37 protein-coding genes are annotated in these 24576 nt (G+C 69.4%); 1 reads left to right on the top strand and 36 read right to left on the bottom strand.

The features are described from left to right. Window positions 1-70 precede the first annotated feature (70 nt). The 16 genes from ACWENQ_RS08330 to ACWENQ_RS08405 form a co-directional block, all read right to left on the bottom strand. Window positions 71-562, bottom strand: a complete 492-nt coding sequence (locus tag ACWENQ_RS08330) for a DUF7426 family protein (protein ID WP_452413280.1) — start codon at window positions 560-562, stop codon at window positions 71-73. 19 nt (window positions 563-581) lie between these two features. Continuing rightward, window positions 582-1049 (bottom strand): phage tail tube protein, encoded by a 468-nt coding sequence (locus ACWENQ_RS08335; RefSeq protein ID WP_452413282.1) that lies wholly within the window; start codon window positions 1047-1049, stop codon window positions 582-584. A gap of 12 nt (window positions 1050-1061) precedes the next feature. Continuing rightward, a complete protein-coding gene (locus ACWENQ_RS08340; RefSeq protein WP_452413283.1) occupies window positions 1062-1499 on the bottom strand; it encodes a minor capsid protein in 438 nt (145 codons plus the stop codon). After that, the gene (locus tag ACWENQ_RS08345; protein WP_452413285.1) at window positions 1496-1846 is read right to left on the bottom strand and encodes a hypothetical protein; all 351 of its coding nucleotides are present in this window, start codon (window positions 1844-1846) and stop codon (window positions 1496-1498) included. The genes ACWENQ_RS08340 and ACWENQ_RS08345 overlap by 4 nt, the downstream gene beginning before the upstream one ends. A gap of 13 nt (window positions 1847-1859) precedes the next feature. Continuing rightward, the gene (locus ACWENQ_RS08350; protein ID WP_452413287.1) at window positions 1860-2174 is read right to left on the bottom strand and encodes a hypothetical protein; all 315 of its coding nucleotides are present in this window, start codon (window positions 2172-2174) and stop codon (window positions 1860-1862) included. Next, on the bottom strand, window positions 2167-2598 hold the full coding sequence (locus tag ACWENQ_RS08355) for a hypothetical protein (protein WP_452413289.1): 432 nt from the start codon (window positions 2596-2598) through the stop codon (window positions 2167-2169). The genes ACWENQ_RS08350 and ACWENQ_RS08355 overlap by 8 nt, the downstream gene beginning before the upstream one ends. A gap of 75 nt (window positions 2599-2673) precedes the next feature. Beyond that, complete coding sequence (locus ACWENQ_RS08360; RefSeq protein WP_452413291.1) at window positions 2674-3021, bottom strand: hypothetical protein; 348 nt, start codon at window positions 3019-3021, stop codon at window positions 2674-2676. 3 nt (window positions 3022-3024) lie between these two features. Next, window positions 3025-3339 (bottom strand): hypothetical protein, encoded by a 315-nt coding sequence (locus ACWENQ_RS08365; protein ID WP_452413293.1) that lies wholly within the window; start codon window positions 3337-3339, stop codon window positions 3025-3027. Window positions 3340-3350: 11 nt separating this feature from the next. Next, on the bottom strand, window positions 3351-4553 hold the full coding sequence (locus ACWENQ_RS08370) for an SU10 major capsid protein (protein WP_452413294.1): 1203 nt from the start codon (window positions 4551-4553) through the stop codon (window positions 3351-3353). 9 nt (window positions 4554-4562) lie between these two features. Then, the gene (locus ACWENQ_RS08375; protein ID WP_452413296.1) at window positions 4563-5156 is read right to left on the bottom strand and encodes a hypothetical protein; all 594 of its coding nucleotides are present in this window, start codon (window positions 5154-5156) and stop codon (window positions 4563-4565) included. An 85-nt stretch (window positions 5157-5241) separates the two neighbouring features. Continuing rightward, window positions 5242-5565: a hypothetical protein gene (locus ACWENQ_RS08380; RefSeq protein ID WP_452413298.1), complete on the bottom strand. Its 324-nt coding sequence runs from the start codon at window positions 5563-5565 to the stop codon at window positions 5242-5244. Beyond that, entirely contained in the window at window positions 5562-7691 is a 2130-nt protein-coding gene (locus ACWENQ_RS08385; protein ID WP_452413299.1) for a phage minor capsid protein, read from the bottom strand. Before ACWENQ_RS08385 ends, ACWENQ_RS08380 begins: the two co-directional genes overlap by 4 nt. Window positions 7692-7788: 97 nt before the next feature. Continuing rightward, window positions 7789-9357: a hypothetical protein gene (locus ACWENQ_RS08390; protein ID WP_452413301.1), complete on the bottom strand. Its 1569-nt coding sequence runs from the start codon at window positions 9355-9357 to the stop codon at window positions 7789-7791. A 16-nt stretch (window positions 9358-9373) separates the two neighbouring features. Beyond that, window positions 9374-10060 carry a hypothetical protein gene (locus ACWENQ_RS08395; RefSeq protein ID WP_452413303.1) on the bottom strand — a complete coding sequence of 229 codons (687 nt, stop codon included), beginning with the start codon at window positions 10058-10060 and terminating at the stop codon, window positions 9374-9376. A 71-nt stretch (window positions 10061-10131) separates the two neighbouring features. Then, window positions 10132-11382, bottom strand: coding sequence for a PBSX family phage terminase large subunit (locus tag ACWENQ_RS08400; protein WP_452413304.1), 1251 nt, complete (start codon window positions 11380-11382; stop codon window positions 10132-10134). Then, window positions 11363-11857 (bottom strand): hypothetical protein, encoded by a 495-nt coding sequence (locus ACWENQ_RS08405; RefSeq protein WP_452413306.1) that lies wholly within the window; start codon window positions 11855-11857, stop codon window positions 11363-11365. Before ACWENQ_RS08405 ends, ACWENQ_RS08400 begins: the two co-directional genes overlap by 20 nt. A 35-nt stretch (window positions 11858-11892) precedes the next feature. Between ACWENQ_RS08405 and ACWENQ_RS08410 the strand changes: the two genes are divergently transcribed. Then, the gene (locus tag ACWENQ_RS08410; RefSeq protein ID WP_452413308.1) at window positions 11893-12285 is read left to right on the top strand and encodes a GntR family transcriptional regulator; all 393 of its coding nucleotides are present in this window, start codon (window positions 11893-11895) and stop codon (window positions 12283-12285) included. Window positions 12286-12516: 231 nt separating this feature from the next. On the opposite strand, the gene ACWENQ_RS08415 is transcribed toward ACWENQ_RS08410, so the two are convergent. The 20 genes from ACWENQ_RS08415 to ACWENQ_RS08510 form a co-directional block, all read right to left on the bottom strand. After that, complete coding sequence (locus ACWENQ_RS08415) at window positions 12517-13200, bottom strand: hypothetical protein (protein WP_452413310.1); 684 nt, start codon at window positions 13198-13200, stop codon at window positions 12517-12519. Window positions 13201-13210: 10 nt separating this feature from the next. Next, entirely contained in the window at window positions 13211-13543 is a 333-nt protein-coding gene (locus ACWENQ_RS08420) for a hypothetical protein (protein ID WP_452413312.1), read from the bottom strand. A gap of 246 nt (window positions 13544-13789) precedes the next feature. Further along, on the bottom strand, window positions 13790-16450 hold the full coding sequence (locus ACWENQ_RS08425; RefSeq protein WP_452413314.1) for a phage/plasmid primase, P4 family: 2661 nt from the start codon (window positions 16448-16450) through the stop codon (window positions 13790-13792). A gap of 92 nt (window positions 16451-16542) precedes the next feature. Beyond that, window positions 16543-17181, bottom strand: coding sequence for a hypothetical protein (locus ACWENQ_RS08430; RefSeq protein WP_452413315.1), 639 nt, complete (start codon window positions 17179-17181; stop codon window positions 16543-16545). Between the two features lie 108 nt (window positions 17182-17289). Further along, window positions 17290-18066: a hypothetical protein gene (locus ACWENQ_RS08435; RefSeq protein ID WP_452413317.1), complete on the bottom strand. Its 777-nt coding sequence runs from the start codon at window positions 18064-18066 to the stop codon at window positions 17290-17292. After that, window positions 18063-18398 (bottom strand): hypothetical protein, encoded by a 336-nt coding sequence (locus ACWENQ_RS08440; protein WP_452413318.1) that lies wholly within the window; start codon window positions 18396-18398, stop codon window positions 18063-18065. The genes ACWENQ_RS08435 and ACWENQ_RS08440 overlap by 4 nt, the downstream gene beginning before the upstream one ends. Beyond that, window positions 18395-20377: a UvrD-helicase domain-containing protein gene (locus ACWENQ_RS08445; RefSeq protein WP_452413319.1), complete on the bottom strand. Its 1983-nt coding sequence runs from the start codon at window positions 20375-20377 to the stop codon at window positions 18395-18397. The genes ACWENQ_RS08440 and ACWENQ_RS08445 overlap by 4 nt, the downstream gene beginning before the upstream one ends. Then, window positions 20374-20526 (bottom strand): hypothetical protein, encoded by a 153-nt coding sequence (locus ACWENQ_RS08450; protein ID WP_452413321.1) that lies wholly within the window; start codon window positions 20524-20526, stop codon window positions 20374-20376. Before ACWENQ_RS08450 ends, ACWENQ_RS08445 begins: the two co-directional genes overlap by 4 nt. Before the next feature lie 94 nt (window positions 20527-20620). Continuing rightward, the gene (locus tag ACWENQ_RS08455) at window positions 20621-20779 is read right to left on the bottom strand and encodes a hypothetical protein (RefSeq protein WP_452413322.1); all 159 of its coding nucleotides are present in this window, start codon (window positions 20777-20779) and stop codon (window positions 20621-20623) included. A 106-nt stretch (window positions 20780-20885) separates the two neighbouring features. Next, on the bottom strand, window positions 20886-21116 hold the full coding sequence (locus ACWENQ_RS08460) for a hypothetical protein (RefSeq protein WP_452413323.1): 231 nt from the start codon (window positions 21114-21116) through the stop codon (window positions 20886-20888). Beyond that, window positions 21113-21313, bottom strand: coding sequence for a hypothetical protein (locus ACWENQ_RS08465; protein ID WP_452413324.1), 201 nt, complete (start codon window positions 21311-21313; stop codon window positions 21113-21115). Before ACWENQ_RS08465 ends, ACWENQ_RS08460 begins: the two co-directional genes overlap by 4 nt. Then, window positions 21313-22425, bottom strand: coding sequence for a DNA polymerase III subunit beta (dnaN, locus tag ACWENQ_RS08470; RefSeq protein ID WP_452413326.1), 1113 nt, complete (start codon window positions 22423-22425; stop codon window positions 21313-21315). The genes ACWENQ_RS08465 and dnaN overlap by 1 nt, the downstream gene beginning before the upstream one ends. Beyond that, a complete protein-coding gene (locus ACWENQ_RS08475) occupies window positions 22422-22673 on the bottom strand; it encodes a hypothetical protein (RefSeq protein ID WP_452413328.1) in 252 nt (83 codons plus the stop codon). The genes dnaN and ACWENQ_RS08475 overlap by 4 nt, the downstream gene beginning before the upstream one ends. Continuing rightward, window positions 22670-22972: a hypothetical protein gene (locus ACWENQ_RS08480; protein ID WP_452413330.1), complete on the bottom strand. Its 303-nt coding sequence runs from the start codon at window positions 22970-22972 to the stop codon at window positions 22670-22672. Before ACWENQ_RS08480 ends, ACWENQ_RS08475 begins: the two co-directional genes overlap by 4 nt. Beyond that, window positions 22969-23352 carry a hypothetical protein gene (locus ACWENQ_RS08485; RefSeq protein ID WP_452413332.1) on the bottom strand — a complete coding sequence of 128 codons (384 nt, stop codon included), beginning with the start codon at window positions 23350-23352 and terminating at the stop codon, window positions 22969-22971. Before ACWENQ_RS08485 ends, ACWENQ_RS08480 begins: the two co-directional genes overlap by 4 nt. Then, the gene (locus ACWENQ_RS08490; RefSeq protein ID WP_452413333.1) at window positions 23349-23561 is read right to left on the bottom strand and encodes a hypothetical protein; all 213 of its coding nucleotides are present in this window, start codon (window positions 23559-23561) and stop codon (window positions 23349-23351) included. Before ACWENQ_RS08490 ends, ACWENQ_RS08485 begins: the two co-directional genes overlap by 4 nt. Further along, window positions 23558-23824: a hypothetical protein gene (locus ACWENQ_RS08495; protein WP_452413335.1), complete on the bottom strand. Its 267-nt coding sequence runs from the start codon at window positions 23822-23824 to the stop codon at window positions 23558-23560. The genes ACWENQ_RS08490 and ACWENQ_RS08495 overlap by 4 nt, the downstream gene beginning before the upstream one ends. Further along, window positions 23824-24039, bottom strand: a complete 216-nt coding sequence (locus tag ACWENQ_RS08500; protein ID WP_452413337.1) for a hypothetical protein — start codon at window positions 24037-24039, stop codon at window positions 23824-23826. The genes ACWENQ_RS08495 and ACWENQ_RS08500 overlap by 1 nt, the downstream gene beginning before the upstream one ends. Further along, the gene (locus ACWENQ_RS08505; RefSeq protein ID WP_452413339.1) at window positions 24036-24338 is read right to left on the bottom strand and encodes a hypothetical protein; all 303 of its coding nucleotides are present in this window, start codon (window positions 24336-24338) and stop codon (window positions 24036-24038) included. Before ACWENQ_RS08505 ends, ACWENQ_RS08500 begins: the two co-directional genes overlap by 4 nt. Beyond that, on the bottom strand, window positions 24335-24574 hold the full coding sequence (locus ACWENQ_RS08510; RefSeq protein WP_452413340.1) for a hypothetical protein: 240 nt from the start codon (window positions 24572-24574) through the stop codon (window positions 24335-24337). The genes ACWENQ_RS08505 and ACWENQ_RS08510 overlap by 4 nt, the downstream gene beginning before the upstream one ends. Window positions 24575-24576: the final 2 nt, after the last annotated feature.

Raw genomic sequence — 24576 nt, forward strand, 5'->3', positions numbered from 1 at the left:
TGGCCGGTGCGCTCCTTCAGGAGGCCGGGCCTGCCCAGGTCGATGCCGTACAGCTGGTGGAGGTCAGCTTCTACGAGCGCCCAGCGGTCGAAGATGTCCGCCCACGTGATCCCCGCGCCCTCTTCGGGGTCGGGGTTGTACCACTCTCTGAGCCCGGTGACGGGGTCGATGGGGCCTCCGCCGGGATCTCCGTCGGCTCGGCCGTCTCCGACGTCGATCGTCGTTTTGGGATGCCGCCCTCCCAGATCTTCAGTGCGGCTTCCTCGCCGTACACGTGCCAGGACAGGGCGGTGAGGCCGCAGCGGCGGATCTGCTCCAGGCCAGCTCTGTCGGTCTTGAGCTGGTCCAAGACGGGGCCGAGGCAGTGCCCGTAGAGAGCCATCTCGGAGGTGTCATCGACGGTCTCGTCGTCACCGGCCGCGCCGAACCGTGTGGTCAGCCACGTCCAAGTCTCGGCGTCGACCGGCGGCACCGAATAGGTCTTCACCTGCCCGTTCGGGAGAGGCACGGGCAGGTCGAGGGTTTCGCCGAGGCTGGCGTCGAGTTCGGGGAATCGGGGCATGGCTCGGTACGCCCTCCTGTCAGGCCGCGGGGTTGGTGATCGGGACGCGCTCGCCCTGGCCATGCAGGGTGAATGAGAATGGTTCGAGGTTCTTCACCTCACCGCCGCCGCCCTTGTACTCCACGGAGACGTACCCCATCCACGCCTTGGGGTCTCCATCCCGCCGGTAGTACCGGATCTGGACGTTGGATCCCACCCCGACCAGGTTGCCAGCGTCGAGGATGAACTGCTGGCCCGCATCGGGGATGAAGGTGGGGCTGCCGGTCTGCTTCTTGCGCTTCGCCTCACAGTCCAGCTTCCACGTGCGCTGCGTAACCTGGGACGATCCCCAGCCGTCGTTATCGAAATCGCTGTCGTCTTCCATCGACGACTCGATGTTCTCCTTGAGCGAGGAAAGGCCCTTCACGGCTGTCCAGACGGGCGCGGCCTCAGTGCCGGTGTTGACATCGAGGGCCCATGCTGAGGCCAACATCGATTCGAGTGCCATTGATGGTCTCCCTTATCCGGGGCGGAGTGTGGTGGGTCGGTGGACGAGCAGGTGGTAGGAGTCGGCCCGCTCCCAGCGCTGATTCGCATCAACGCCCATGGCGGCGTTGATGCGGCGGGTGCAGAGCAGGATCCCGGCCGCCGGCGCCTGCCACCCCTGGAGGGCGTCGAAGCAGTTGTCGGCGATGTCGTCGGCGCTGCGCGGGTCGAGCGGGATGCCGCGGATGCGCAGCTGCACGCCCTGGGTGCCGTCGGTGTTGACGGGGTCGTCGGCGAACTGGTCGACGCCGTACGCGGCGAGCGCGATGGCGCGGTCGGGTGTGGTGGGGAGGCGGGCGAACACGATCGCGGTCTCCGCCGCGGTGTAGCCGCCGCTGGGCTTCCACGCTCCGACGCCTTGGGCGGCGAGGTGTTCGGCGATCGTGGTGAGCAGGTTCGTGGTCCAGCTCATCGCAGGGACCGTCGTATCTCGGCGGCGATCAGCTCCTGCATGGTCTGCTGCTCGGCGTCGAACGGATCCTCCAGGTATTTCGCCTTCCGGCCAGCGTCGTGTTTGAAGGTGAGGTCCTCGTGCTGGATGACCGCGTACGGGCCGTCATAGGAGACGGCGCCCCGCAGCTCGGACTCGTCTACCGATGGGGTGCCGGACAGTTCGAGCGTGCCTTCCTCGTGGGGGACTTCCTCGCGGCTTACCTGCAGTAGGTGCTCCATGGCGACCTTCAGGCCCTTCGCGGCGCCCTCCTGCATGCGCGTGTCGAGCTGGCCGGTGTCGAGCTTGAGCGTGGACCGCTGAGCCACCGCGACCACCTCCTTACTGGAGTGCGACCTCGAGATGATCGGGCGTGGGCAGACCGCCGCCGTCTCGCCTGGACGCGGTGATGACGTAGGAGGTCCGGCCGTTGACGGTGACCCGGCTCCCGGCCGGGCATGTCGCGTCGAGCCGCATGTAGACGGTCGTCTCGGAGACGACCTCGGCGCCCTGGGCGTCGCGGACGAGGCGGCGTTTCTCGTCGATGAAGGCGCGCTCGGTGGTGGCCGTGCCGAACTGGGGGCCGTACGGGCCCTCACCGATGAGGGGCTCGACCAGCACCTGGTGGCGGAGCAGGTAGGCCGGGATGCTACCCATCGGCCGCGTCGCAGGCCTGGTAGGTGTACGGCTCGTGCCCGGTGAGCTGGGCCTGTTGCAGGATGAGGAGGGCTTGGGGGGCGAGGCGGGCGGCGGCCGAGCCTCCACCGCCCGCCCCGGTCTCAGAGCCGCGCCCGCCGCGTGCCAGCCGTACCGAGCCGATCTGCACGTCCCGGTACTCGGCCGCGGCGCCGGTGCCGGTCTCCCCGGCCTCCAGCCACGCGGCCACCTGCTCGCACGTCGCCTCCTTCAGGGCGGTGACGTGCTGGGCCTCGGTCGGTAGTCCGTTCTCGTCGACGGGGTAGACGGCCGTGAGGAGGGCGCCGTCGACGAGGCGGGACGCGCGGGCCAGCAGTAGCGCGGCGCCCGCGGGTTCGGGGTCGACGTAGGCCGGGACCAGATCAGCGATGGTCGCGTACGCCATGCACACCTCCTCGAAAGTTGAACGCGGGCGGGCTCAGCACCCCCCAGCGAGGCCCGCCCGCGCGCTCAGGGACCCCTACTTGGGGGTGATCTCCACGACCTCGTACGTCACCGAGGTCGGCAGGGACACGTCGATGTAGACCGACCCGTCGTCCTGCGTGTAGGCGCCCGGCCAGGGGCCGAACCACTTCGTCGCGGAGGCGGCGAGGGGGATGACCCGGTCGGCGGGAGCGACGCCGTCGACGGCGGCGGCCGGCCCGAACTTCTCCGTGATGTTCACCGAGGCGCCACTGCTGTTGGTGACGCGCACCGCGCGCTTGGCGGCGTTCGGGATCGCGATGCCGTCGACCGTGAAGTTCGTGGGCGTGACTGCGACGCCGGCGGTTGACGGGACGGTGGGGCTGGTGATGACGACGCGCGCCATGCCCTACTCCTTGTCGAGTTGGTCGGCCAGCTCGATCAGCTGGGCCTTGGTCAGGTCGTCGGCCTGTTCACGGTCCATGCCGTGCGCGGCGGCCCACTCGACCCATGCAGCCTTCGGGGCGGACTGCGGTGGCCGGCCAGACTCGACCGGCTCAGGTGGAGCGGAGGGGACGGAGCCGCGAGTCTCCGCCCCCTCCACGTCTTCGATGCGCCGCCACCCCGACTGCGGGTCGGCGGCCAGCTCCTCGAGGCGGGTCTCCTCGTCGCTGCCGGGCTCCGGCCGGACCCGCTCGGCCGCATGCGCCCCGGCAGCGCGCACGAACGTGGGCATTAGAGCTTGAGCCCGGTCATGACGGCGTGGGCGCGCTCGTTGCCGAACTTGAGCCCGATCTCGCCGTACAGCTGGACGTTGTCGCTTGCGCCGGTCTTGGCCAGGGGCTCCTCGAAGAACACGCCCTTGCCCGGGATGCTGAGGAAGACCGGCATCAGCTGCTCGAGTGAGACAGCGACGATGGTGTCCTGCGGCATGTGCCGGTCGAGCATGATGTTGAAGGTGCCGAAATCGGTCGTCACCGTGGTGACGTTGACGCCGCCGACGTTGCGGGACGTCTCCTGGAACTGGCCGTAAGCCGAGGCGTAGGCCTTGGTGATGGCCCGCTTCTGGGCGCTGTTGACGAGCAGGGTGGCGGTGGTCTGCTCGGAGAAGCCGCCGTTGTCGTAGCCGAGCTGGATCAGGTCGTTGACGTGGTCGCTCGTCAGCGTGGTCGCCCAGGGCTTGGTGAAGGCGATGCCGGTCGCGGTGCCGAGCGTGATCGCTGTGCCGCCGAGGCTGCTGGACACCTTGAAGGTGTTGGCGTCGAGCTGGTCGACGTAGTAGAGGCGGCCGGGGATGATGCCGGTCGCCGCCCCGACGGCGGTGAACACGATCTTGTCGCCGTCGGCCAGGCCGTGGCCCGTGCTCGTGATGGTGTCGGTAGCCGAGGTGGCGCCGGACACGGTGGTGCCCTTGGCGATGCGGTTGGTGGTGATGGCGGCGAGCAGGCCCTTGGTCTGGCGGGCGGTCGCGTTGGTGGCGGGCTTGACGTGCTGGCCGTTGATGAAGGACCAGTTCACGTCCAACGCGATCGACTTGATCGCCTGCTGTACCTGCCAGTCCAGCTCCGAGGTGATCGGGTTGGGTCCGCCGCCCGGGTGGTTGAACGGCGCGCTCTGGGGGCTGGCGAGCTGGCCGGTAGCGGCCTGCTTCGTGTAGGAGACGGACACCGTCTCCTGGTGGATCTGCACCACGTTGGTGACGTTCGCCCGCAACCGCTCCTCAGCGGTCGGCGCCGTGGCGCCTTCCACCTTGGTCCGCTGGCCAGGGTCGCGCAGGTCGAACGTCTCCCACTCGAACTCCGTCGAGATGGCCTGGCCGCCGCCTGTGAGGCCGCCGATCGAGGAGAGCAGCGGGGTGTCGTCCGGCGTGAGCGCGAACAGCTCGCCCGTGTAGTTGGGCAGGTTGAAGGTAGTGCCGAGGCCGGTGATCCCCGCCATGGTCTACTCCTAGGTTGTCGTCGGGTTGTGTCCAGCGCGCCGGCGCTTGAGAGCGATGGCGAGCGCGAAGTTGCGGTTCTTCTCTGCCTCGGCGATCTGTTCGTCGAGGCTCCGGGCCGGTGTGCCGCCGCCGTTGCCGCCTCCGAAGTCGCCGCCGGACTGGCCGGGACCGCGCGAGGTTGAGATCTTGGCGAGCTTGGTGACGGCCTTCTTGATCTCGGCCTCGTCGACGTCGCCCTGCTCGTCCACGAACTTCGTCGTGTCGATGAGGTCGAGCGCCTCTCCCAGGTCGAGTCCCTTCGCTGCGACCGCGGCCTTGAACTCGGCGGCGGCCAGCTTGGCGCCGAAGGCCTTCGAGGCCTCGGTGGCGCCTTCCGCCTTGGCGGCGGCGACGGCCTTCTCCTGCTCGCTCATGGCTGCGGCCTTGAGCTTGGCCAGGTCGTCGGCGGCCTTGCTGTTCTCCTTGGCGCGCTTCTCCCACTGGCGTGCCATGGCCTTCCAGTCCGTCTCCTGTGCAGGAGGTTCGGCCCGCTGGCCTTCGGGCGTGGTGGGTTCGCCGGCGCCGTCGGTGGGCGTGGTCGGCTCAGGGGTGGTGTCGGTCATGCTGTCTCCCGTGCGGGATCGGTTGGTGCCCGTGCGGGCACATGAAAAAGGCCCGCACGGTGGCGGGCCCAGATCGGGGGGAAGGTCAGGCGCTGAGTACGTAGTCGGGCATGTAGAGGGCCGGGTCGAGCAGCTCGGACGCGGGCACGTCGCGTGCGGCGCACTCCGTCATCAGGACCCACACGTAGGAGGCCGCCGTGGTGCCGGCCGCCGTCTCGGTGGGGAGGAAGCCGGCTGCGGCCTGGTTGTCGGTCCAGACGTGGCCGACGAGCCGCCCGTCGCGGTCGCGCAGCTGGGCGCGCCGTACCTGGCCCTGGGCGATCGGTGAGTACGCGGGCGGCGCCGACGTCTCCTCAGGTTGGAGCGAGCCGGGCCCCCAGCGGGCGTGCGAGTACGGCTGATCCGTCACCGCGCCTCCGTTTCGCTGCCTGGGCCGTCGTCAGGGCCGTACGGGTCCGGCCGCCAGCCCGGCGGCCGTTTCCAACCGTCGGGGACGATCTCGACTTCGAGCACCCACGAGTCGAGCTGCTTATACACAGCATGCACGACGTAGGTGGCGCCGCGCTGGATGAGCACCTCCAGCTCGGACTCTCCGTACTTGGAGATGGGCATGACGTCGAGCATCGGGTAGCCGGCGGGGACGCGGATCATCAGGCTGATCTGGCTGCCGTCCCGCTCGCCCTTGCCGACGCTGGTCGACCAGTAACCAGCCTCGGTGAAGGTCTTGCCCACCAGCGCCAACATCGTCTCCGGTTTGAAGACATCGACGCCGAGAGCACGGCCGTAGTCGCTGTCGGCGCCGCGGTGGACGAGCACCGGCTCGGGTGTCCTTGAGGATGCGATGGCGGCGTCGATGTTGGGCACCAGCCGGTCGAACCGCATCTGCTCGGCCGGGGTGAGCTTGCCCGTGCGGAGCCCGTTGTTGATGAGCAGGTAGTCGTAGCCGGTGTAGTTGACGACGGCGTCCCGCTGCTCGGCGGGCAGGTCACGGATGTTGGGCAGGCTGCTGTGGGCCCAGTCGATGCCTTCCCGATTGGTGCGGTGCCGGACGCCGTGGCGCATGCCGGGCGTGGCCGCGCGCGCAGCCTCCTCCTGGCGTGCCTTCTCGACGGCGGCGCGGCGGGCAGCCTCGGCGGCCTCCCGTTTGGCCGTCTCGATTGCGGCCTGGCGCTCAGCCTCCTCGCGCGCCTTCCGTTCGGCTTCCCGCTTCGCCTGTGCTTCGGCAGCTGCTCGCGCCTCGGCCTCTTCGCGAGCCTTGCGCTCGGCTTCCTGCCTGGCCTTCAGCGCAGCGAGGGCCCGCGCCTGGTCGGCGTCCGGCGAGGATGGCGGGGCGGGCAGCTGGCCCTGGACGGGCGGCTGCAGCGGTGTGATGGGCCCGCCCGACGGCTCCCCCTTGGGGATGTTGCCGGCGCCGATGGCCTCCCTGTAGGGGAGGCGCTTCAGCTCGGGGTTGGCCTTCAGGTGGGCGCGGAGGGCGGCCTGGGCGGCGCGCACCCGGGCGCGGGCGGCCTTCTTCGCGGGCTCGTCGAGCGCGCCGACCTCTTCCAGCTTGGCGGCACGGATCTTCCGCTCGAGCGCGCGCTGCTTCTGCCGGGCCTTGTCCCCTTCGGGGTCGGCGGTGCCCGTCTTCAGCTTGGTGATGCCGGGCAGGTAGGCGCTGGAGCTGTGGCGGCAATTCGGATGAAATAGCCCCTTCGTCATAGCACCGGGGAGGGTGTCGACGACGTGGACGGTGACGAGCTGGCCGTCGCGGGTGGCGTGCTCCACCCGGATGTCGCCGATCGGGCCCGCGTCGCGGCGCAGGACCTTGCTCTCGAACGGCCTGCAGACCTTGCACTCCTGGACGTTGTCCGAGATGTAGACGAGGTCGATGCCGATCTCGGCGAGCCGGTCGGTCTGGCCTTGCACGGCGGCGCGCTGCGCGTTGGTGCGGGCGATCATCTCCACGTAGCTGGAGAGCTTCCAGCGGCGGCCGGCGCGGTCGGTGAAGTCGACGATGCCCCGGTCAATCAGCGCCCGCCACGCCGCCTGTGAGGCTTCCCGCCTGGTGTAGCTGCCGGTGATGATGCGTGCGGCGGCGCCGGCCTGGACCGCCCGGTAGGCGTCGACGGGCGCCCTCAGGATGTTCTGGTCGACGCGGCCGACGTCGCGGTGCAGCGCCTGGGCGATGTTCTCGATCACCCTGGCGTTGGGGATGACGGTGGTGGCCTGGCGCGCGGCCTGGCCGGCACCGGAGCGAGGGAACCAGGACTCGGGGAGGTCGGCCACCGCGGCGTCGCCGCCGGATCGGTAGGCGTCGGCGATGGCCTGCCTGATGATCCGCGCCCGCGTGGCCTGGAGGCTGGCCAGGATGAGCCGGGCCGACGCCTGCAGCTTGCGGATCGCGTCGAGCTTCTCCTCCTGCACGGGGCTCGGGAGGGGAAGGTCGGCGCGGAGACGCTGCGCCACGGTGCGGACGAGGGCGGTCTCCACCTCGCGGTAGAGGTCGGCGACGGTGGCGGCGATGCGGTCGAGGAGGTCCTGGTCGACGGCCACCGTGGACCTCCCCGCGCGTTAGACGTGGCAGACGAAGGTGCACACGTCCGAACCGCTCTCGTAGCAGTCGCCGTTGCAGCCGTGGCGGCAGTCGTGCTCAGGCATTCTGTTCCTTCTCGGTGGGCGGCCCGTCCTGCCCTTCACCCTTCGGATCCTCATCGCCGACCATCTCGCCGGGCAGCGCGAACGGGTCCTCCATCGGATCCGGGCGGGCGTCGGCGATCGCCTGCACCTCGGCCTGGATCTGCTCCTCATCCCAGTCCGGGTGCAGCATGCGGACGAGGGTCTCGTCGGAGGCGGCTTCGGCCCGGCGCATGAGTTCGGCGGTCTGGGCCAGCTGCATCATGTCGGGGGAGACGCTGTCTCCGAAGACGACGGTCGGCAGCTCGGGGGTGACGCCGGTCTTGAAGATGCTGGCCTCCAGCTGGAGGAGCATCTCGATCGCGTTCGCGAGTTCGGGCGCGGTGTAGAGCGCTTTGCGCCCGCGGGTGACGAGCGAGCGGCGCTCCTTCGCGGCCACCTCGGTCGCGGTGATGGCCACCTCGCCGGACAAGCCGAAGGACTGGGCGCTGTAGCCGGTGGCGCGGAGGATCTCGGCCATCAGCTCGGCCGCGGTGTCGCGGTGCTCGACGACCCGGATCGCGAACTGGGTCGCCGTCAGCTCCATGCGATCGTCGCCGCCGAGGACGTTGAGCGCCTCGTAGATCTCCCGGTCGGGATCCCAGTAGGCGCCCTGGCCGGGGCCCAGGTTCTGCAGGTAGCTGGATGGGACGTGGACGCGGCCCTTGCCGATGCGGATTTCCCGCATCCACGACGTCCACACCTCGTCGAGCGCGTCCATGAGGCCCAACACGGGGCCGTCGAAGTCGCTGCGTCCGAGGTTGGCGCCGGCGGGGAAGTTGCGCCACTGGCGTTGCGGCCGCATGTTGGGCACGTAGACGGCGGTGCAGCGTGTGAGGCCGGTCTCGATGACGGGCTGCAGGTTGGCGGTCTCGGGATGCTGCGTGAGGGGCAGCTGCTGGCCGAGGTCGCCGGGCCCGCCCCGGTACAACCCGTTGAGGATGGCGCCGGGCTCGTGCCGCTCCAGGTGCCAGAGGCAGGTCTTGTCGTCGAGCTCGATCACGCGCCAGAAGGTGACCGCGTACAGCTTGCCCCAGCGCCACTCGGGTACGGCCGCGTCAGCGTGCACGGCGGCCAGCCAGGGCTTTTCGGCGACGTCGGTGTCCCAGACGGCGCGCAGGTAGTAGCCGCCGAGCGCGGCGCCGACTTCGGACCCTTCGAGGAGGGTGGCCTGGAGGCTGGGCAGGAGTTCGTCGATGCGGGCCTGCGTCTGCTCGTTCTCCACGGTGATGGAGGGCGGCTCGGAGAAGAGCAGGTCCGAGCTCATGGTGGCGATGTCGGACGCGATCGGCACGTGCAACTTGGTGGGCTTCTCCCCGGCCGGGGTCGGCGCGCCCCAGAAGGTTCGGGCGAACGCGCCCACGATGCCGCCGCGGTACTGCGACGGACGGTTGGCCGGCGCGGTGGAGGAGGTGCCGCGGGCGTCGCCGTACAGGGCGGCCAGGCGTTCGGCGTCGCCCTGGTACCAGGCGTCGAGGGTGTTGTAGTGCTGGTAGATGGGGGCGAGGTGTCGGGGCGGCCAGATGCCGCCGGTGGGGAGACCCATCGGACCTCCCTTTAGGTCACGGGATTCGGACGACGACTGGCCCATTCCGATGGACCAGGAGGCGGATGTGGTCAGCGCCGTACGGCCAGCGGGCAACGGCGCCCTCCTGGAGGAGGTGCAGCAGCGTCCGTGAGGGCGTGGTTGCGCCGATCTCCAGAGGCGCCCAGCCAGGGGCGACGGTGCTGATGGTTGAGATTGGTTGCTTCACCGCGTTGCAGCAGTTGTCGATGAACACGCAGCCGCTCGCGCCGTCCATCTTGATCGCTTGATCCCACTTCAGCGTGCCGTCGTAGTCGGCGCCATGCTGTTGAAGGTCAACCTTGGCCTGGAACGGTACGGGTAAGTAGCGCAGCTTGGCTTCGTTGTCGCTACGGCGGGAGTCCGCGAGTGGGCCACCGTCCATGCCCTCTGCGCTGATGAGGACTTGCAGGATCTCTCCAGCGCAGATCTTGGTGTGCACGGCCACGAAGGCGGCCACCTGCTCCATGGGCCAGATGGATGGGCTGGAGCGGAAGATCTGGCCGATGGCGGCCGCATAGTCCTCGTCGAAGGCGTTGGGGTGGCCTGATGGGAGCTTGAAGCGGCGACGGGTCTCGGCCAACGTCCGTGATGCACCGGGGTGATCGAGCATCCGGTCGAGCAGTTCTTGGACGCCTTGCTCGTGAACTGTGGGCATGCCGAAATGGCCCTCTCGGGACGTCATGAGTGAAGCATTCCGAAGCAGTCTATTACTCATGTGCCAGAGATGGAGCATTGTGAAGCATTTGGTGAGCGTTACGCCGCCAGAAGCGTCGGCTCACGCAACTGGTACTGCCACACCGACCGCGTCGTGTGAACCGCATACCGGGCAGCGTCCAACGAGTGGTCATCGACCTTGACGGGCACGTCCTCGCCGTCCTTCTCCGCCTTCTCGTCATCCCACGAGTAGCCCGGCACTTCGTCGACGAAGCCCTGACAGGAGCGGTGCACCTTCAGCCGGTCGGTGGCCAGCAGCGACGACATGGTCATGATGCCGGGCACCACCTCGTTGTCGCCCAGCCGTGATGCGATCCCGTACGGCGGCTGATGCAGCTGCACACGGAACGAGGCGGCCGACGGGTCGACGACGACGTATGTGGGCCGCGGGTGGCCGCCGGCGTCCATCCACTGCACGAGACGATCCGCGTACTCGATGTCGGTCAACGAGCGGCGCTGCAGCTTCGAGTCGTACCGCCATTCGCGCGTGAAGTAGAGGCGGCCGTCGGCGCCCAGGCCGAGCATGAGCGCGGCGAACGGGTTGACGGTGCCGTAGTCGACGCCGGTCGCGATCCATTCGACGATCGGCGGGAGGATGTCGACGACGTGCGTGGCCTCGTCCCACGTGTCGTAGATGGCGCCGGAGGCGAGGCACCATTCGCCCTTGATGAAGCGCCGGTACCAGAGGCCGACGTACTCCGCCTTCAGCGCGGCCACGTACGCGGGGTCGAGCGCGGGGTTGTCGTCGAGGGTGAAGTGCCAGTACCTGAGGTCGAGGGCGCCCTGGCGGAGGATGAACTTCTTGCGCACCCAGTGAGCGGGCCCGTCCGGGTTGGTCGTGCAGAACACCTTCGCGCCGGGTACCGATAGGCGGGCGAGCAGCTGCGTGAAGAAGCTCTCTGGGATGAGGGTGAGCTCGTCGACGTAGGCGCCAGCTGCGGTCAAGCCTCGGATGCGCCCTTCGGCCTTCTCGTCGTTGGCCGTGACGACCTCGATCGTTCGGCCGAGGATGGTGGCGGTGCCGGCGCCTCGGGTGTACTTCACGTGCTTGGCGGCGGGCCCGGTGATGGCCGGGTCCTGGAGCGGGCCGAAGACGTTGCGGGCCACGGTGTCGTAGGTCTTGCCGGAGACGACGAGGGCGCCGCCGCGGGGCGCGGTGGCGACGTACATGAGCCACCGCAGCAGGCTGCTGATCGTCTTCCCGGAGCGGACGGCGCCGGACCAGATGTTGATGCGCGCGGTGCTGTGGGCGATGGACCGCTCTTGCAGGTCACTCAGGCGCAGTGCCATGCCGGGCCTGGAGGTCTGTGAAGAGGGAGTCGAGCAGGGACGCGGTCTGCTCGGCGCCGGTGGCCGAGTCGTGGCGTTCGATGACGAGGTGCTTGTCGATCGCGACGGCCGCGGCGGTCATCAGGTTCCGCTGATCTGAGATGGGCGGCCTGGGCAATGTCTTGCTGTTGAAGGTGTTGTCCTTCCCGCCGAAGTTGAAGGCGACGTGCTCGGCGTCCATCTGGTCGAGAAACTCGTTGGCCTTGACGAGCAGCCGGTGAGCGAGCGCGGTGCGCATTGCCTTGTTGTCGGCCTGCTTCGCCAACGTGGCGTTCTTCGTCTGCGTCCGGTCGAAGGCGTGGTCGTTCTCGCGGGCCAGCTTGGTCACGCTGGAGGGGCTGACCTCGTGGTCGCGGGCGATCTCGTTGCGCGTCTTGCCGGCCTTGATGTCGTCGAGGATGGCGTCGCGCTTGTCCTGTGGAAGGGGCTTGGGCACACGCGCTCACCCCCAAAACGACTACCGTGACGCGAATGGTGGAGAAGACCGGCCGACCGGCCTATCTGCAGATTGTCGATGACCTGACGGGGCAGATCCGCGCTGGCACGCTTCCGCCTGGTGCGGCGCTGCCGTCGATCGCCCAGCTCGGTGAGCGCTACGACGTGTCGGCGAGCGTGGTGAAGTCGGCGATCAGCGTGATGCGCACGCGCGGCCTGGTGATCGGCCAGCAGGGCAAGGGCGTGTTCGTCCACGAGACGCCTGCGGTCGAGGCGCCGGCGGATGAGGTGCTTCAGCAGTTGGCGGCGATCCAGGAGATGCTCCAGGACTTCGGCGACCGGCTGGCGGCGCTGGAGTCGGCGGTCTTCCCTGGGAAAAGCAAAGGCCCCACCGAGGCGGGGCCTGCACCTACTCACCGAAGCGGGTAGGGGAATCCGGGCGTGCTTCGCCCACTGCCTGTGGATAATACCCGCCCCTGCAGGTCGCTGCAATGATCGCGGAAAAGAGTCGGGCGGACGGCGCCATTCGCAGCATCGAATGGGGCCGTCCGCCCGTGGGGGTCCCTGATGTGGTTTCGGCTCAAAACCACCGAGCTTATGCGCCTGCAAGCACCTTCAGCACAGTCAGAAACATGCCCCTAATCACCTGGTGTTTCGAGGCTATCGGATAGGAGCCACGGTTTCTGGTGCTTTACGCGATTCCGAGGCTTGGATGTGGCGGGCGAGCCGCTCCCAGTCCGTGATCGGCCATACGGGTTGGCCGCCCCACCAGGTGCCCACCTCCTTGGCTGGGGGCTCACACACGCCCTCGCACACGATGGCGACCATGCCGCCGGGCAGCTCACGCACCCGCCACACGTCCGTCCCGTGGCACCAGGGACATTCCACGTCGAGATGCTGCCCTGCGTAGACCATGCACAGGCTGTGGGCAATCCTGTCGACAAACCGGCGGGCGATCGGCTGGGCGTACTCGACCAGCCCCTCAGGCAGGTGCCTGGCCACGTAGAGCAGGTACGGCCGGGCGTCCATGTCGCCGGGCCCGGGTGGCGGGAGTTCGGTGTGGTCGTGGTGGCTGGCCACCGTGGCGGCGAGGTCGTCGGCCTGGACGAGGAGGTCGAGCACGGTCTGCAGCACGCTGATGTCGAGCGGGGCCGGGGAGGCGCCGAGGGACAGCATCGACCGCTCGAACCGTTCGATCCTGTCGCGTTCGTCGCGGGCGGCGATCGCCTCGGGGGTGAGCTCGGTTTGCCGCCATGGCCGGCGGGTGCCGGGAATTCTCATCTCGACGAGGTCGGGCCAATATTCGGCCGCCCACATGAGGTCTGCCACAACTTCGTCTCTCAATGCGGTCTCCTCAGAATGGCGGGATATCGGGGCTGGCCGAGGCGTAGGGAATGACGAGGGGTGTGGGCGGTTGGCGAATGGTGGGGTGGTGTGGTCCGGGTGGGCATTTGTGGGCGGCGACGACTTTCCATTCGCCCTTTCCGTTGGCGATGCGGAATGAGTGCCGGTACATCAGGTACGGCTTTCGGGGGAGTCCGAGGGGCTGCACGTCGTAGGTCATGCGGCCGTCGAGGATCGCGGCCAGCTCCTGCTCGGGGCTGAGCGGGGCGGCGTCGGCGCGGGCGGGGATGCCCTCGGACTGGCACACCAAGATCAGCGCCCCGCATCGGCATGTGTCGAGCACGGCCGGGCTAGAGATCATCGCCGCCGCCCGATGACAGATGACAGTTCCCGCCGCATTGGCTGACATTCATGCGGGCGCGCATGTACGCCCGCGCATACACGTACGCGCGATAGGCGTTAATGCTGGAGAATCTGTCATCCGTCATGGCCTTGAACGTGGGCGGCGAATCCTTGCAGGTCAGGCGGCGGATTCTCGAGATGACGGATCTGTCATCGGCGCGGCGATCCGTCACGGGGCTCGCCGGGCTCACCATCCCGGCCCGCCGATCTTGTCGCCGTCGTCCGGCTGGGCGAACCGCGGCTGTGACGGATCCTGGCTCGCGCTCCCCGATCTGTCATCACCCTCGCGGTCATCGGTGAGGAGGGTGATGCGGGTGTAGTAGCGGGTGGTGGAGGACCGGGACTGGCCGACGTTGAAGCGGCGCGCGAGCTCCTGGGTGAGCTTCTTCGGGGAGACGGGCGTCTCGCCAGCGTCGAAGCACCAGCGTTCGTAGGCTTCCCGCAGGGTGGCGGTCTTGATCTGGACCTGCTCGGAGTCGGCGGTGTGGCAGGCGTCCTGCACGAAGCGGAAGACGGTGTCCTGGTCGGCGGCGTAGTGCTCGGTGGCAACCTTGACGGCGTCGGGCTCCAGCAGCCCGGACTGGTGGTAGGCGGCCGCCCCGGCGACGATCCAGCCGAGCAGGGCGGGGCCGTGCTCGCGGGCCAGGAGGCCCTGCAGGTCGTCGACCATCTTCTCTTCCGGCACCTCGTGCTTGAACGGGATCAACCTGAGCCTGCGCCAGAACGCCCGGCCGCCCGCGCGCACGGACGGCTGGTGGTTGCCCATCAGCCACAGGTGGTGCGTCGGCTTGAAAGTGAAATGGTCCTGCCTCATAAAACGAGCCGTCAAAGTATCGCCGCCAGTGAGCTGCTTAACTTTCACTTCGTCAAAACGGTCGTCGTCCGCGACTTCTGAGCAGACGACCATTCTCATGCCGGCCAGGCGCGCAATCTCGGTCTCATGCTGGACGCTGGCCTTGGCCATCAAGAAACCGCTCGGCGCTGTGGTCGCGTAATCGCCAAGAACCGCGACAAGGCTCTCCAAGAACACGCCTTTGCCGTTGCCGCCGGTGCCCTCGCAGAAGGGCAAGACGTGCTTGGCGACGGATCCAGTCGCCGAGTAGCCGATGAGGCGCTGCAGGTAGGCGACCAGCTGTTCGTCGCCGCCGAACGTGTCGGCCAGGAACTCATGCCAGCGTGCCGGGTCGGCGTGCGGGTCGGGCGAGCAGGCGGTGACCTTGGTGTGGAGCCGGGTGGCGTCGGCCGGGCCGAGCGTGCCTGTGCGCAGGTCGACGATGCCGGCGGGCGTGTTGAGCTCCCACGGCTGCGCGTCGAGCTCGTCGAAGCTGATGACGATGCGGATGTCGGTCTGGGCTTGGGTGAGCATGCTGCCGGTGCCGAGCGCGGACAGGGCCTTCTTCTTGTGGCCGACGGCGGCCTTGTCGCTCTCGTCGAGGCCGCGGGCGATGCGCTTGCCGTACTCGCGGACGAGGCCGCCGCCGATCGGCTGCCACTCCCAGCGGACGCCGGTCCAGGCGAGCCAACGCCCGCGCTCGGGGCAGTAGCGGATCACGTCGCCGAACCTGTCGACCAGCTGCAACGCGTTGCCGTCGTCGGACTGGGCATACGTCCGCTCCTCGACCACCCGGAGGGGCGGGGGCCCGTCGGGGTGGAGTTCGACGACGGGGGCGAGGTTGCCGACGACGGGCGGCGGGGCGACTGCGGGCGCGGGGATGGTGCGCTCGACCCGCACGCCGTATCCCTGGGCCTGGAGGGCTTTCGCGGCCGCGGAGTGGTCGCCGCCGTAGTCGAGGTGGGCGATGGCGCCGAACCGGTCGTAGGGCCTCTCCGTCACGAACTCGGTGGAGCTGGACCACACGTAGAGGTTGTCGCCGTCGTTGCGGCCGGTGGTGGCTGAGATGCCGCGCGTCTTGCCGGGACGGCACCAGTACGTGACCCCGGCGGAGTCGGTGTAGAGCCGCGTCCAGCCGCGCGGGGTGAGGATGTCATCCCACGAGGTGCGCGCGTTGTAGTCGTCGCCGGGGCTGACGCCGTCCTCGTCATCCCAGGCCGGGGCGGGCTGGGTGAAGGGGAGCGCGCCCGCGGCGGGCTGCTCGGCGGGGGCGGTCTTGGCGGGCATCTGGTCGAAGACGGCGGCCAGCTGGTGGAGGGCGTCGCGCTCTTCGGAGGTGATGGTGGGGATCGTGGCGGGTCCGCCGGCGAGCAGCTGCCAGGATCCGCCCTCGGGGTGGGAGCGGCCACCGGAGGGGGCGACGACGACGAACCCGCCTTCGGCCCTGGTCTCGGCGAGCACCTGGGGCAGCTGCTCGCCGCGGGTCACCTTGTCGAGCGCCTCTTGCCGCTTCGCTTGGCGCGCTAGGTCCGGCTCGGCGTCGACGAGGGCCTGCTGGTCCGCTTTCCACGCGGCCAGTTCCTCTGGGGTGGCGGGCCGGGAGGCGAGCTTCGCGTTGCGGGCGTCCGCGCCGGCCACCTTGTACAGCAGGTGGATGCCGCCGGAAGGGGTGAGCTCCATGTAGCCGGTGGAGACCCGCCGCCACAGTTCGCCGAGCCCGGACGCTTCGGCCAGCGCGGTGAAGTCAGCGGCGACGTTCTCGCGGACGGCGCGGCCCTCGAACTCGAACAGCTCCAGGTGGCCGGAGGCGGCGCCGCACACGATGCCGAGCCCGTCATATCGGCCTGGGGTGAACCAGTCGTCGAGCTGGGCGAGGTCGGGCCGGGGGTGGCTGCCGCCGACTGCGGTGTAGTGCTTCCACTTGACTGCGGGTGCCTTGAGCCCGGTGGGGGCGACGGGGATGACGCAGAGCCCGGCGGCGTGGAGCTCGTGGGCGGCCCGCAAGATGTCGTTCAAGTGCGCTTCCCTCGATGGTTCCGGGTGGTGGGTGGGGGCGCGAAAGCCCCGAGACGATCCGCGCGGTCGTCTCGGGGCTGTTCATGGGCGCGTTACGCGGCGGGCGCCGGGGGCGGGGCCTGCATGCCGAGCGCCTGCATGGCGGCGAGGGCCTCGGCCTGGTTCGCCGCCACCTGCGGGGCGGCGGGGACCGGAGCGGCGGCCGGAACGGGCACAGCTACCGGAGCAACCGGGGCCGCCGCCACCGGCGCCTGGGCGACGGGAACGGGAGCCGGGGCGGGAACAGCGGCCGGCACGGGGACCGGGACGGCAGCAGGGGCCAGGGCGGGCGCGGGGGCGGCGGGGGTGAACGCGGGGAACGGGTTGCCTCCGACCCCGTTCAGGTACTGGGTGGCGTAGGCCGCGTCGGCGTCGTTGAACTGGTCGAGAACGTAGGGCGCGGTCTGGCCGGGCTTGGCGATGCCTCGGCCGAGGCGGCCGAGAACGGGGTCGCGGCCGATCGAGTTCTTCAGGCTGCCGATGAGGACCTTCTGGAAGATGAGGACGTTGGTCTCGGCGCGCGGCCCGGCCGGGTCGGTGAGGAGGACGACGTCGGCGACGATCGGGTCAGCGGGGCCGTTGGACGTGATCACTCCGTGACGCTGCTCGCGGGGGTAGATGAGGAACAGGTGGCCGACGTAGTCGGCGATCTTGAAATCGGAGCTGGGGGCGGCGGGCTGGGCGAAGGACATGAGACGGGTTCCTTTCGTGAACCGTGGTGGTGAACCGTGTACTGGAAACGGTACAAGATGAAGCACTGTGAAGCAATATGGAGCTTGCGCGGGTTTGTGTAGATCCGACTACGAGGCGCCTGGACACCCTCTACTCGCGTCCGTCGACCCGGGCGCGAACCAGGGGCAGAACGTGCAGTAGGACTCGGTGGCCGGGAACGCGGCCCAGTTGTGCGGGTTGGTGGGCGGGTCGAGCACGGTCAACGCGGTGAGCACGTGGTCCATGCGCTCCAGCGCGGCCTCGGCCACGCTGCGGTCGTACGGCTCGCACCAGACGTGCAGTCCGTCGATCCGCCCGCCGCGCGGCAGGAACACGATCGCCACGTGCTCGGGGGTTTCGCCGGCGTTCTCCTGGCCGAGCCCGTACAGGTGGGCCTGGATCCGGTACTGGTCGCCGGGCCCGTCCTTGGCGTACTTCTTGACCCGGTCGGCGCCCGTGACTTTCCAGTCCATGTTCGTCCTGGTGTCGCGGTCGTACAGGTCGGCGGAGCCGTAGATGTTGCCGCGGATGTGGAGTCGCTTCTCGATCAGGTAGCGCTCCCGGCCGAGCCGGGCGTTCTCGGCGTCGTACGTCTGCTCCATCCAGGCGTGGACGCTGGTGCCGATGATGGACGCCCACGGGTCGCCGCCGACGTTGGTCTCGGGGTGGTCGCACAGCTTGTAGGCCAACCGGCGGACGCAGGGCATGCCGATCTCGGACGGGCCGATCGTGCGCTGCAGGGACCTGGGGGCGTGCTCGCCAGCGTGCTTGACGGTGGTGACGACGTTGGTGGCGATGGTGGCGGCCAGCCCGGACAGCGGGGTGGTGGCCCACCCCGCGTCCGGCTGCGAGAAAGCGACCGTCACGCTGCTACCGCCTCGACCGGGTCCAGACAGCTGCAGCCGAGCTTGTCGCAGGCCCGCGGGTTCGGCTTCGGATACTTGCCGACCTCTCCAGACCACAGGCCAGAGTGCTCATTCACGAAGAGGTGGCCGCACACGCACTTGGCGCGCTCGTCCTCGGCGTCGAAGTCCTCCGCCTTGTCGCTGGAGATGACCTCATCGACGCTGTAGCCGGTGCATTCGCCTTCGCCCGCGTCGCCTTCGTTGAGCATCTGCTCGGCCTCGTCGGCGTCTTCTGCGGTGACCCGGTACTCGTAGTAGTGGGCGGCGCGGATGATGAACTCTTTCTGGCTCATGTCCAGTCTCCGGTCAGCTTGAAGGGGCGGGCGGCCTTCTTCTCGATCAGGTAGGCCGCGTAGATGTCGGGGTGGTCCTTCTGCAGGCGCTTGCCGTCGAGCTGGGTACCGGCCTTCGACTGCTTCCAGGTGACGGCGGGGCGCCCGGCGACAGTGGCCTCGTCGATTCCGCGCGCGTCGAGGTGGTCCTTGACCTTCTGCTGCGCCTGCTCCTTAACGGCCTTCCACCCGGCCTCGTGGTCGGCGGCGTCCTTGGCGAGCTGCAGCCAGCCGACCAGCTCGGCCGGGAGGTCCGTCTCGACCCGCTCGGGGTCGGGGGTGAGGGTGTCCACGGCGGTGGAGTCTCCGACGGTCGGGACCTGCTGGGCGGGGTCGAGCGAGGTTCTGTGGATGGGCGAAGGCTCGTCCGCAGTGGCGGGCCCCCAGGTGCCCTCCCACGGGTCGCCGCCACACGCCTTGCACATGCAGTCCTCGTGATGCGGCTCCTGCTCGGCCTGACGGGCGCCGAGCGTGCGGCAGTCGAGCACCTGCTTGGCGCGGGTGACGGCGACGTAGGCGAGCATCGCCTCGGCCGGGATGAGGTGGCCTTCCTGGTCGTACGGCTCGGACCAGTCGGCGGCCAGGCGGACGGTCTCCCACTCGCGGCCCTTCGCGCGGTGCGCGGTGGAGATGACGACGTCGGCGTTGTGCTCGTCGACCAGCTGGTCGACGACGCGGAGGATCCGCTCGGGCCCGTGCGAGTCGACCAGCTTGACGAGGGTCTTCAGGTCCTGGCCGCCGGCGTCGTGCTCGGCGTACTCCTTCACCTCCGCCCAGCTGCGGAACGCCATCAGCTCCGGGTGCTCGGTTCCCTTGCCGTTGCGCAGGTCCTGGCAGGCGAGGGCGAGGCGGCGGATGTCGTCGCCGCCGCCGACCAGCGCGGGCCGATGCCCGGCCGTGATCGCGGCCATCGCCTGCCCGAGCGCCCCCGCGTTGGTACGGCACAGCACCGCGGCCGGCGAGTCGACCCGGTCCAGCCGGGAATCCTTGGCCGGGTTGCCAGTGAGGCGAAGCGGCGCGCCGAGCAGGTCGAGCCAGACGTTGGCCTCGTCGGCGATGCGCTGCCCGAAGCGGAACGACTGGGAGAGCTGGAAGCGGGCGCCCTCGAAGCCCTCCATCGCGTCGACCGCGCCACGCCATCCGTAGATGGCCTGGGACTGGTCGCCGACCAGGATCGTCTGTGAGGACTGGTTCTCGACGATCTGGGCGATGACCGGGTTGGCGTCCTGGGCTTCGTCCAACATGACGAAGTCGGCCGGGAGGACCGGGCGGCCCAGGGCCCACATTTTCAGGTAGTGGTCGTGGGTGAACTTCAGCTTCCCGTCGAGGGAGATGAGGTCCTCCCAGGCGCGGTAGAGCATGGGCACCAGCTGCTGGCGTAGCTCGGTCATCGCGCCCGGGTCGACGTCCAGACCGGGGATGTCGTGGATGTGCCACCAGGCCGGTTCGTCGCTGGAGGAGTGGCAGAACGCGGCCACCGCGTCCATGACGATCCTGGCGGCCTTCACCGAGGTGAGGGCGTGGGCGCCGAGGTCGAGCACGGCCGGGATCTTCAGGAAGCGCGCCACCTCCCGCGCGGGCAGGCGCGGCCCGTTGAGCCGGTGCGCGAACTGGTGGCCGACCGCCCGGAACGCGAGGCTGTGGGCGGTGGCGCACTGCACGTTGGCCGGGAACGAGGCGCGGGCGTCTTCGGCGATCGCCCGGTTGTAGGCCAGGTAGAGGCCGCGCCTCGGCGTGCTCGCCGCGACCATCTTCAGCGTCGAGGTCTTGCCGGTGCCCGCGCCCGCCTCGATCACCAGGTCCTGGCCCTGCCGGGCGGCCTCCAGGATGGCGGCCTGCTCCGGGGTGGGCGGGTGCTCGAACACCGGTGCGGCGGCCGCGACAGGGGCGGTGAATGCGGGCGCGGTGAAGGCGCCGGGCTGGGTGAACAGGGTAGTCATCGGTTGGCACCCGCCCGGCGAAGCTGCTTGATCATGTCCGCAGCGAATGCGAAGCCCTTCGGCTCGTACCCGGAGAGTATGTTGAGCATCGAGCGCATCTCCTGCTTCGTGCAGGTGTCGAGGAAGGTGTCCGCCTCGTCGTCGTTCATGGCTTCTTTCTTCTTTCTCGCTCGGTGGCCTGTGGGCGTCTGGAAGGTCTGCGGGATGGCCGGACCCCCGATGGCCGGCCATCCCGCGCACCCGTCAGCTCGTCCGCTTCTCCAGCTCGGCCCAGTACTGGCGGTCCTCGGCGTCAGCCCGGCCGGACGCGATGAGCGCCTTCGTCAGGCCGACCTCCAGGTCGAGCTCCTCCCGCGTCATGCGGTCGAGGCGGGCGATGTCCTCCGCGAGCTCCTGCGTCATCTGGCTCTCTCCCCTCACTCCGTCTTGCTCCGTTCTGGTAGCTAAGACGTTACAAGACGGAGCATTACGAAGCAAGAGGAGATTGCCAGATTTGAAGCACAGTGATTCAGCGCTGGTGAAGGCGCATGTTCGCCGCCTGCAGCAACTCCACCCGCGCAGCGAGCGCGTCGGCGCGCGCCTTCTCTCTCAGCACCTGGCTGCGTAGCGATCCCGGCCTGATGAGTTCGGCGAGCTGCTCGTGAGCCTGATCACGTTGCGCGGCCACGGCTATGGCCTGCTCGCGGGCCTCCTCCAGCTCGGCGAGCAGGGCGGCCTTCCTGCGGAACCAGCCGATCATGAGCCCTCCCGCAGGTTGACGACGTACGTGCTGCTCGGCTCACCGAGGAAGCTCCGGACGAACCCGGCCACGCCGACGCACGTGGTCCAGGTGGTGACGGTGACCTTGTCGCCGTCGTGCATGGTCACGGTCACCATCGCCGCACGCTCGCGAACCTCCAGCTCGGGGAGGTCGGCGGCCATCGCCTGGCCTCCCATCAGGAGTCCCTGATCGACATGACGATGTGCTGGTAGGTGTCGTCGTCGGCGCGCTTGAACAGGCACGGCTTGCCCGCCTGGGACACGCCGACCTGCACCAGCCCGCCAGTGAACGCGTTGAGCGCGTCCACCAGGTAGGCGGCGTTGAACGGGATCGTCACGTCGGCGCCGTCCAGCTTGCAGTCGACCACCTCGGCGGCGCGCCCCTCTTCGCCGCCGGCCTCGACGAGGACGCGGCCCTGGCCGAACGACAGCCGCACCGGCGCGCTCCGCGGCGCCATCAAGGCGACCCGTTTCACGACCTTGACCAGCTCGCCGCCGTCGACCGTAGCGATGCTGGTCGGCTCCATCTTGGCGAACATCGCGCGGAAGTCGATGAACTGGGGGTCGAGCAGCCGCACCGTGGTAGACCGGCCCTTGCAGGTGAACGACGCCAGCCCATCGCTGAGCCCCACCTCGACGTCCCCCTCGGGAAGGCTGCGGGCGATGTCCTGCAGGACGCGGGCGGGGATCAGCGCCTTCACATCGTGGGGGCCGTCGAGGACGGGCGACCAGGCGAGGGTGCGCCACGTCAGCCGGTACCGGTCGGTGGCGGCCAGGTCGATGAGGCCGTCGCCTACGTCGAGCCGGACGCCGGTCAGCTGTGGTAGCGAGGTGTCGGTGCTGGCGGCGACCGCGGCCTGGGCGACCGCGTGGGCGAGCATCTTCGAGTGGACGGTGCCGACCGCGGCCGGCCGCGTGGGCAGGTTCGGGTAGTCGTCGACGTCCATGAGCGGGAGCGCGAACTCGGCCCGGCCGCAGCGGATGACCGCCTCCTTCTCCTCGACCGCGACGTCGACGAGCTCGCCCTTCGGCAGCGCCTTCACCAGCTCGGCCAGGACACGGCCAGGCAGCAGAGCCCGGCCCGGGTCGATGGTCGAGTCCAGCTCGATCGTGATCTGCCGGGAAGTGTCGTAGTCGAAGGCCGACAGCGCCAGCCCTTCCCACTCGCCGACGTCGCCAGCTTCGATGAGGATGCCGCCGAGGACGGGCGCGGCTGGCCGCTTGGGGAGGGCGGGGGAGACCCAGCCGACGGCGTCGGCCAACTCTCCTGCCAAGAGCGTGAATTTCATAGGAGGGCTCCCTGGCCTTCGTGGATGTGGGTTGGCTCCTCGTCGAGCCAGACGACCTTGGTGGCACCCGCGTGCCCGTGCACGGCCTCGGCGTCGTCGAGGTTGTCCCAGCAGACGGTGGACGGCCGGTCGCCCCGCCAGCGCAGGGTGACGGTGCCGTCGGGCCACTGGACGCCGTCGGCGACGATCCCGATGCCGGAAACCCCGGAGACGTCGGTGTAGCGCTTGAGTTGGAATCGGCGCGTCACGACACCCACCGCCGGACCTTGAGATGCTTCGGGTGGACGCCCTGGCTGACCAGATACTCGGCCAGGAACTCGGCGTCGTCGCGGCCGGTGTAGGGGCCGATCTCGATGATCTCTCCTGGCACGATCGCGTCGAGAACGCGGACCTTGCCCGACGTCTCGAAGCGGTGCCGGTAGGGGATCCACCAGGTCATGACGTCGGGCGTCACCGCCGTCATGCCGATCTCGGACAGCCATACACCCCACTCAGGTGCAGGCTTCTGAGTCGCCTCTCGGGGCTTGAAGAGGACGAGTTGCGTCACGACGCCTCCTCGAAGAGTTCATGGATGTGGAGGACGAGCTGGCCGAGCCCGACAGGGCCGAGCCGCATGTCCGGGCCGACAAGGTGGGTGTCGTCGTCGTCTTCGAGGACGCCCGCGTCGACGAGCCCGTCGATGGCCGCCTTGAACGACGGGTACAGGTTGGCGACGTCCCGCCGGCGCCGGTCGGGCGGCCGGAACTCGCCGATGATGTGCGCCCGCGCCAGGAGAGGGATCTTGGCGCCGCGGGCGAGGATCTCGGCGGTGGACCGGATGCGCTTGGTGCGTTCGGCGCGGACCCGCCAGTGGCAGCGCTGGTTGGAGTTGAGCAACTCCATGCCGGCGGGCAGCTCGATCGTCCACGAGCGCGGCCCGCGCGTCATCGCGGCCTCGGAGGCATCGGGTCGGCCAGCGCGAGCGCGGTGAGGGCGCGCACCTTGTCCAGAGCGGCGTGCAGCCCGATCTCGGAGACGCGCTCCTTCTCCAGCACCTGGGCGATCGCCTTCAGTGTCTGCTCGAGCTGCCGGCCGCGCTCCAGGAGAGGTTTGACGCGGTCGACGTAGAGCGCGTGCTTCACCTCCATCTCGTTCACGACCGGCCACCCTTCCTGCCGCACATCCACGCCGTCACGGCCAGCCAGCCGGACGTCGGGAGGACGAGAAGCGCGGCGGCCGCGCTGACCCACATCGGCAGCTGGAACTCGGCGGCCGGGCCGGTCAGGTAGATGGCGACGAACAGGGCGAGGAAGCTGCATGCGCCGGCGGCGAACGCGTGGGTCCACCAGCGGCGGCGGGCGGCCGCCGTCCCGAGGAGGGCGGCCGCGAGCGCGACGAGCAGGGCCAGGATCACGGCCATCAGTCGTCCCATCTCGCCCGGAACGGCGACAGGACCAGCCCGGCCAGAACGACGGTGAAGAACGCGGTCCAGTACCCCATGGTGGGCACAGCCGACGACCACTCGTCGTGCAGCATCTCGAGCAGCCGCATCAACCCCCACCCGGCGAGCAGGTCCAGGAGGATGATGCCGATCAGCGGGACGATGAAGTTGCCGATGGTCTTCTTCTTGGTCATGGCCGCCGCCCGCGCTGCTGCTCTTCCTCGGCGGCCAGCTCGTCGTGCCCCGCCTCGAACGCCTGGAACGCGCCTTCCTGCTTCGGCGGCAGCTCGTTGAACTGGGTCGGCTCGTACGGCGGGCGGCCCGCGGGCGGGGCCGGCCAAGGCGCGTTGAGGGGCATCATCGGGTCGGGCAGCACCTGGCCGACGCGCGCCTCCTGCTCGGCCAGGAGCAGCATGCGCTCGAAGCCCGCCAGGTCGCGCCTGGCCTGCTCCACCTGGTCGCGCAAGTGCTGGATGTGGGTGTCGCGGATCACGGGGACTCCTCGGCGGGGGTGATCTCGATGACCTGGAAGTCGGGCTTCCGGTGGTAGTAGCGCTCCTGCTCGCTCTCCACGTCGTGCGCGACGACGTCGAGAGCGGCGCAGGTGCGGACCCCACACCGGGTCGGGACGTGGTCGATGCGGACCGCGGGCGGGAGCGGGTCGCCGGGCTTTGCGTTCACCTTCGGGACGCGGGCGATGGTGCCCTCCCGCATGTCGGCGAACCGCATCG

The sequence above is a fragment of the Nonomuraea sp. NPDC004354 genome, assembly GCF_053602555.1.

Bases quoted from the DNA above. Each gene is read 5' to 3' on its own strand.
- ACWENQ_RS08330 (WP_452413280.1), bottom strand. From the start codon at position 562: ATGCCCCGATTCCCCGAACTCGACGCCAGCCTCGGCGAAACCCTCGAC.
- ACWENQ_RS08335 (WP_452413282.1), bottom strand. From the start codon at position 1,049: ATGGCACTCGAATCGATGTTGGCCTCAGCATGGGCCCTCGATGTCAAC.
- ACWENQ_RS08340 (WP_452413283.1), bottom strand. From the start codon at position 1,499: ATGAGCTGGACCACGAACCTGCTCACCACGATCGCCGAACACCTCGCC.
- ACWENQ_RS08350 (WP_452413287.1), bottom strand. From the start codon at position 2,174: ATGGGTAGCATCCCGGCCTACCTGCTCCGCCACCAGGTGCTGGTCGAG.
- ACWENQ_RS08355 (WP_452413289.1), bottom strand. From the start codon at position 2,598: ATGGCGTACGCGACCATCGCTGATCTGGTCCCGGCCTACGTCGACCCC.
- ACWENQ_RS08360 (WP_452413291.1), bottom strand. From the start codon at position 3,021: ATGGCGCGCGTCGTCATCACCAGCCCCACCGTCCCGTCAACCGCCGGC.
- ACWENQ_RS08370 (WP_452413294.1), bottom strand. From the start codon at position 4,553: ATGGCGGGGATCACCGGCCTCGGCACTACCTTCAACCTGCCCAACTAC.
- ACWENQ_RS08375 (WP_452413296.1), bottom strand. From the start codon at position 5,156: ATGACCGACACCACCCCTGAGCCGACCACGCCCACCGACGGCGCCGGC.
- ACWENQ_RS08390 (WP_452413301.1), bottom strand. From the start codon at position 9,357: ATGGGTCTCCCCACCGGCGGCATCTGGCCGCCCCGACACCTCGCCCCC.
- ACWENQ_RS08395 (WP_452413303.1), bottom strand. From the start codon at position 10,060: ATGACGTCCCGAGAGGGCCATTTCGGCATGCCCACAGTTCACGAGCAA.
- ACWENQ_RS08400 (WP_452413304.1), bottom strand. From the start codon at position 11,382: ATGGCACTGCGCCTGAGTGACCTGCAAGAGCGGTCCATCGCCCACAGC.
- ACWENQ_RS08410 (WP_452413308.1), top strand. From the start codon at position 11,893: ATGGTGGAGAAGACCGGCCGACCGGCCTATCTGCAGATTGTCGATGAC.
- ACWENQ_RS08430 (WP_452413315.1), bottom strand. From the start codon at position 17,181: ATGTCCTTCGCCCAGCCCGCCGCCCCCAGCTCCGATTTCAAGATCGCC.
- ACWENQ_RS08440 (WP_452413318.1), bottom strand. From the start codon at position 18,398: ATGAGCCAGAAAGAGTTCATCATCCGCGCCGCCCACTACTACGAGTAC.
- ACWENQ_RS08445 (WP_452413319.1), bottom strand. From the start codon at position 20,377: ATGACTACCCTGTTCACCCAGCCCGGCGCCTTCACCGCGCCCGCATTC.
- ACWENQ_RS08450 (WP_452413321.1), bottom strand. From the start codon at position 20,526: ATGAACGACGACGAGGCGGACACCTTCCTCGACACCTGCACGAAGCAG.
- ACWENQ_RS08455 (WP_452413322.1), bottom strand. From the start codon at position 20,779: ATGACGCAGGAGCTCGCGGAGGACATCGCCCGCCTCGACCGCATGACG.
- ACWENQ_RS08460 (WP_452413323.1), bottom strand. From the start codon at position 21,116: ATGATCGGCTGGTTCCGCAGGAAGGCCGCCCTGCTCGCCGAGCTGGAG.
- ACWENQ_RS08465 (WP_452413324.1), bottom strand. From the start codon at position 21,313: ATGGGAGGCCAGGCGATGGCCGCCGACCTCCCCGAGCTGGAGGTTCGC.
- dnaN (WP_452413326.1), bottom strand. From the start codon at position 22,425: ATGAAATTCACGCTCTTGGCAGGAGAGTTGGCCGACGCCGTCGGCTGG.
- ACWENQ_RS08485 (WP_452413332.1), bottom strand. From the start codon at position 23,352: ATGACGCGCGGGCCGCGCTCGTGGACGATCGAGCTGCCCGCCGGCATG.
- ACWENQ_RS08495 (WP_452413335.1), bottom strand. From the start codon at position 23,824: ATGGCCGTGATCCTGGCCCTGCTCGTCGCGCTCGCGGCCGCCCTCCTC.
- ACWENQ_RS08500 (WP_452413337.1), bottom strand. From the start codon at position 24,039: ATGACCAAGAAGAAGACCATCGGCAACTTCATCGTCCCGCTGATCGGC.
- ACWENQ_RS08510 (WP_452413340.1), bottom strand. From the start codon at position 24,574: ATGCGGTTCGCCGACATGCGGGAGGGCACCATCGCCCGCGTCCCGAAG.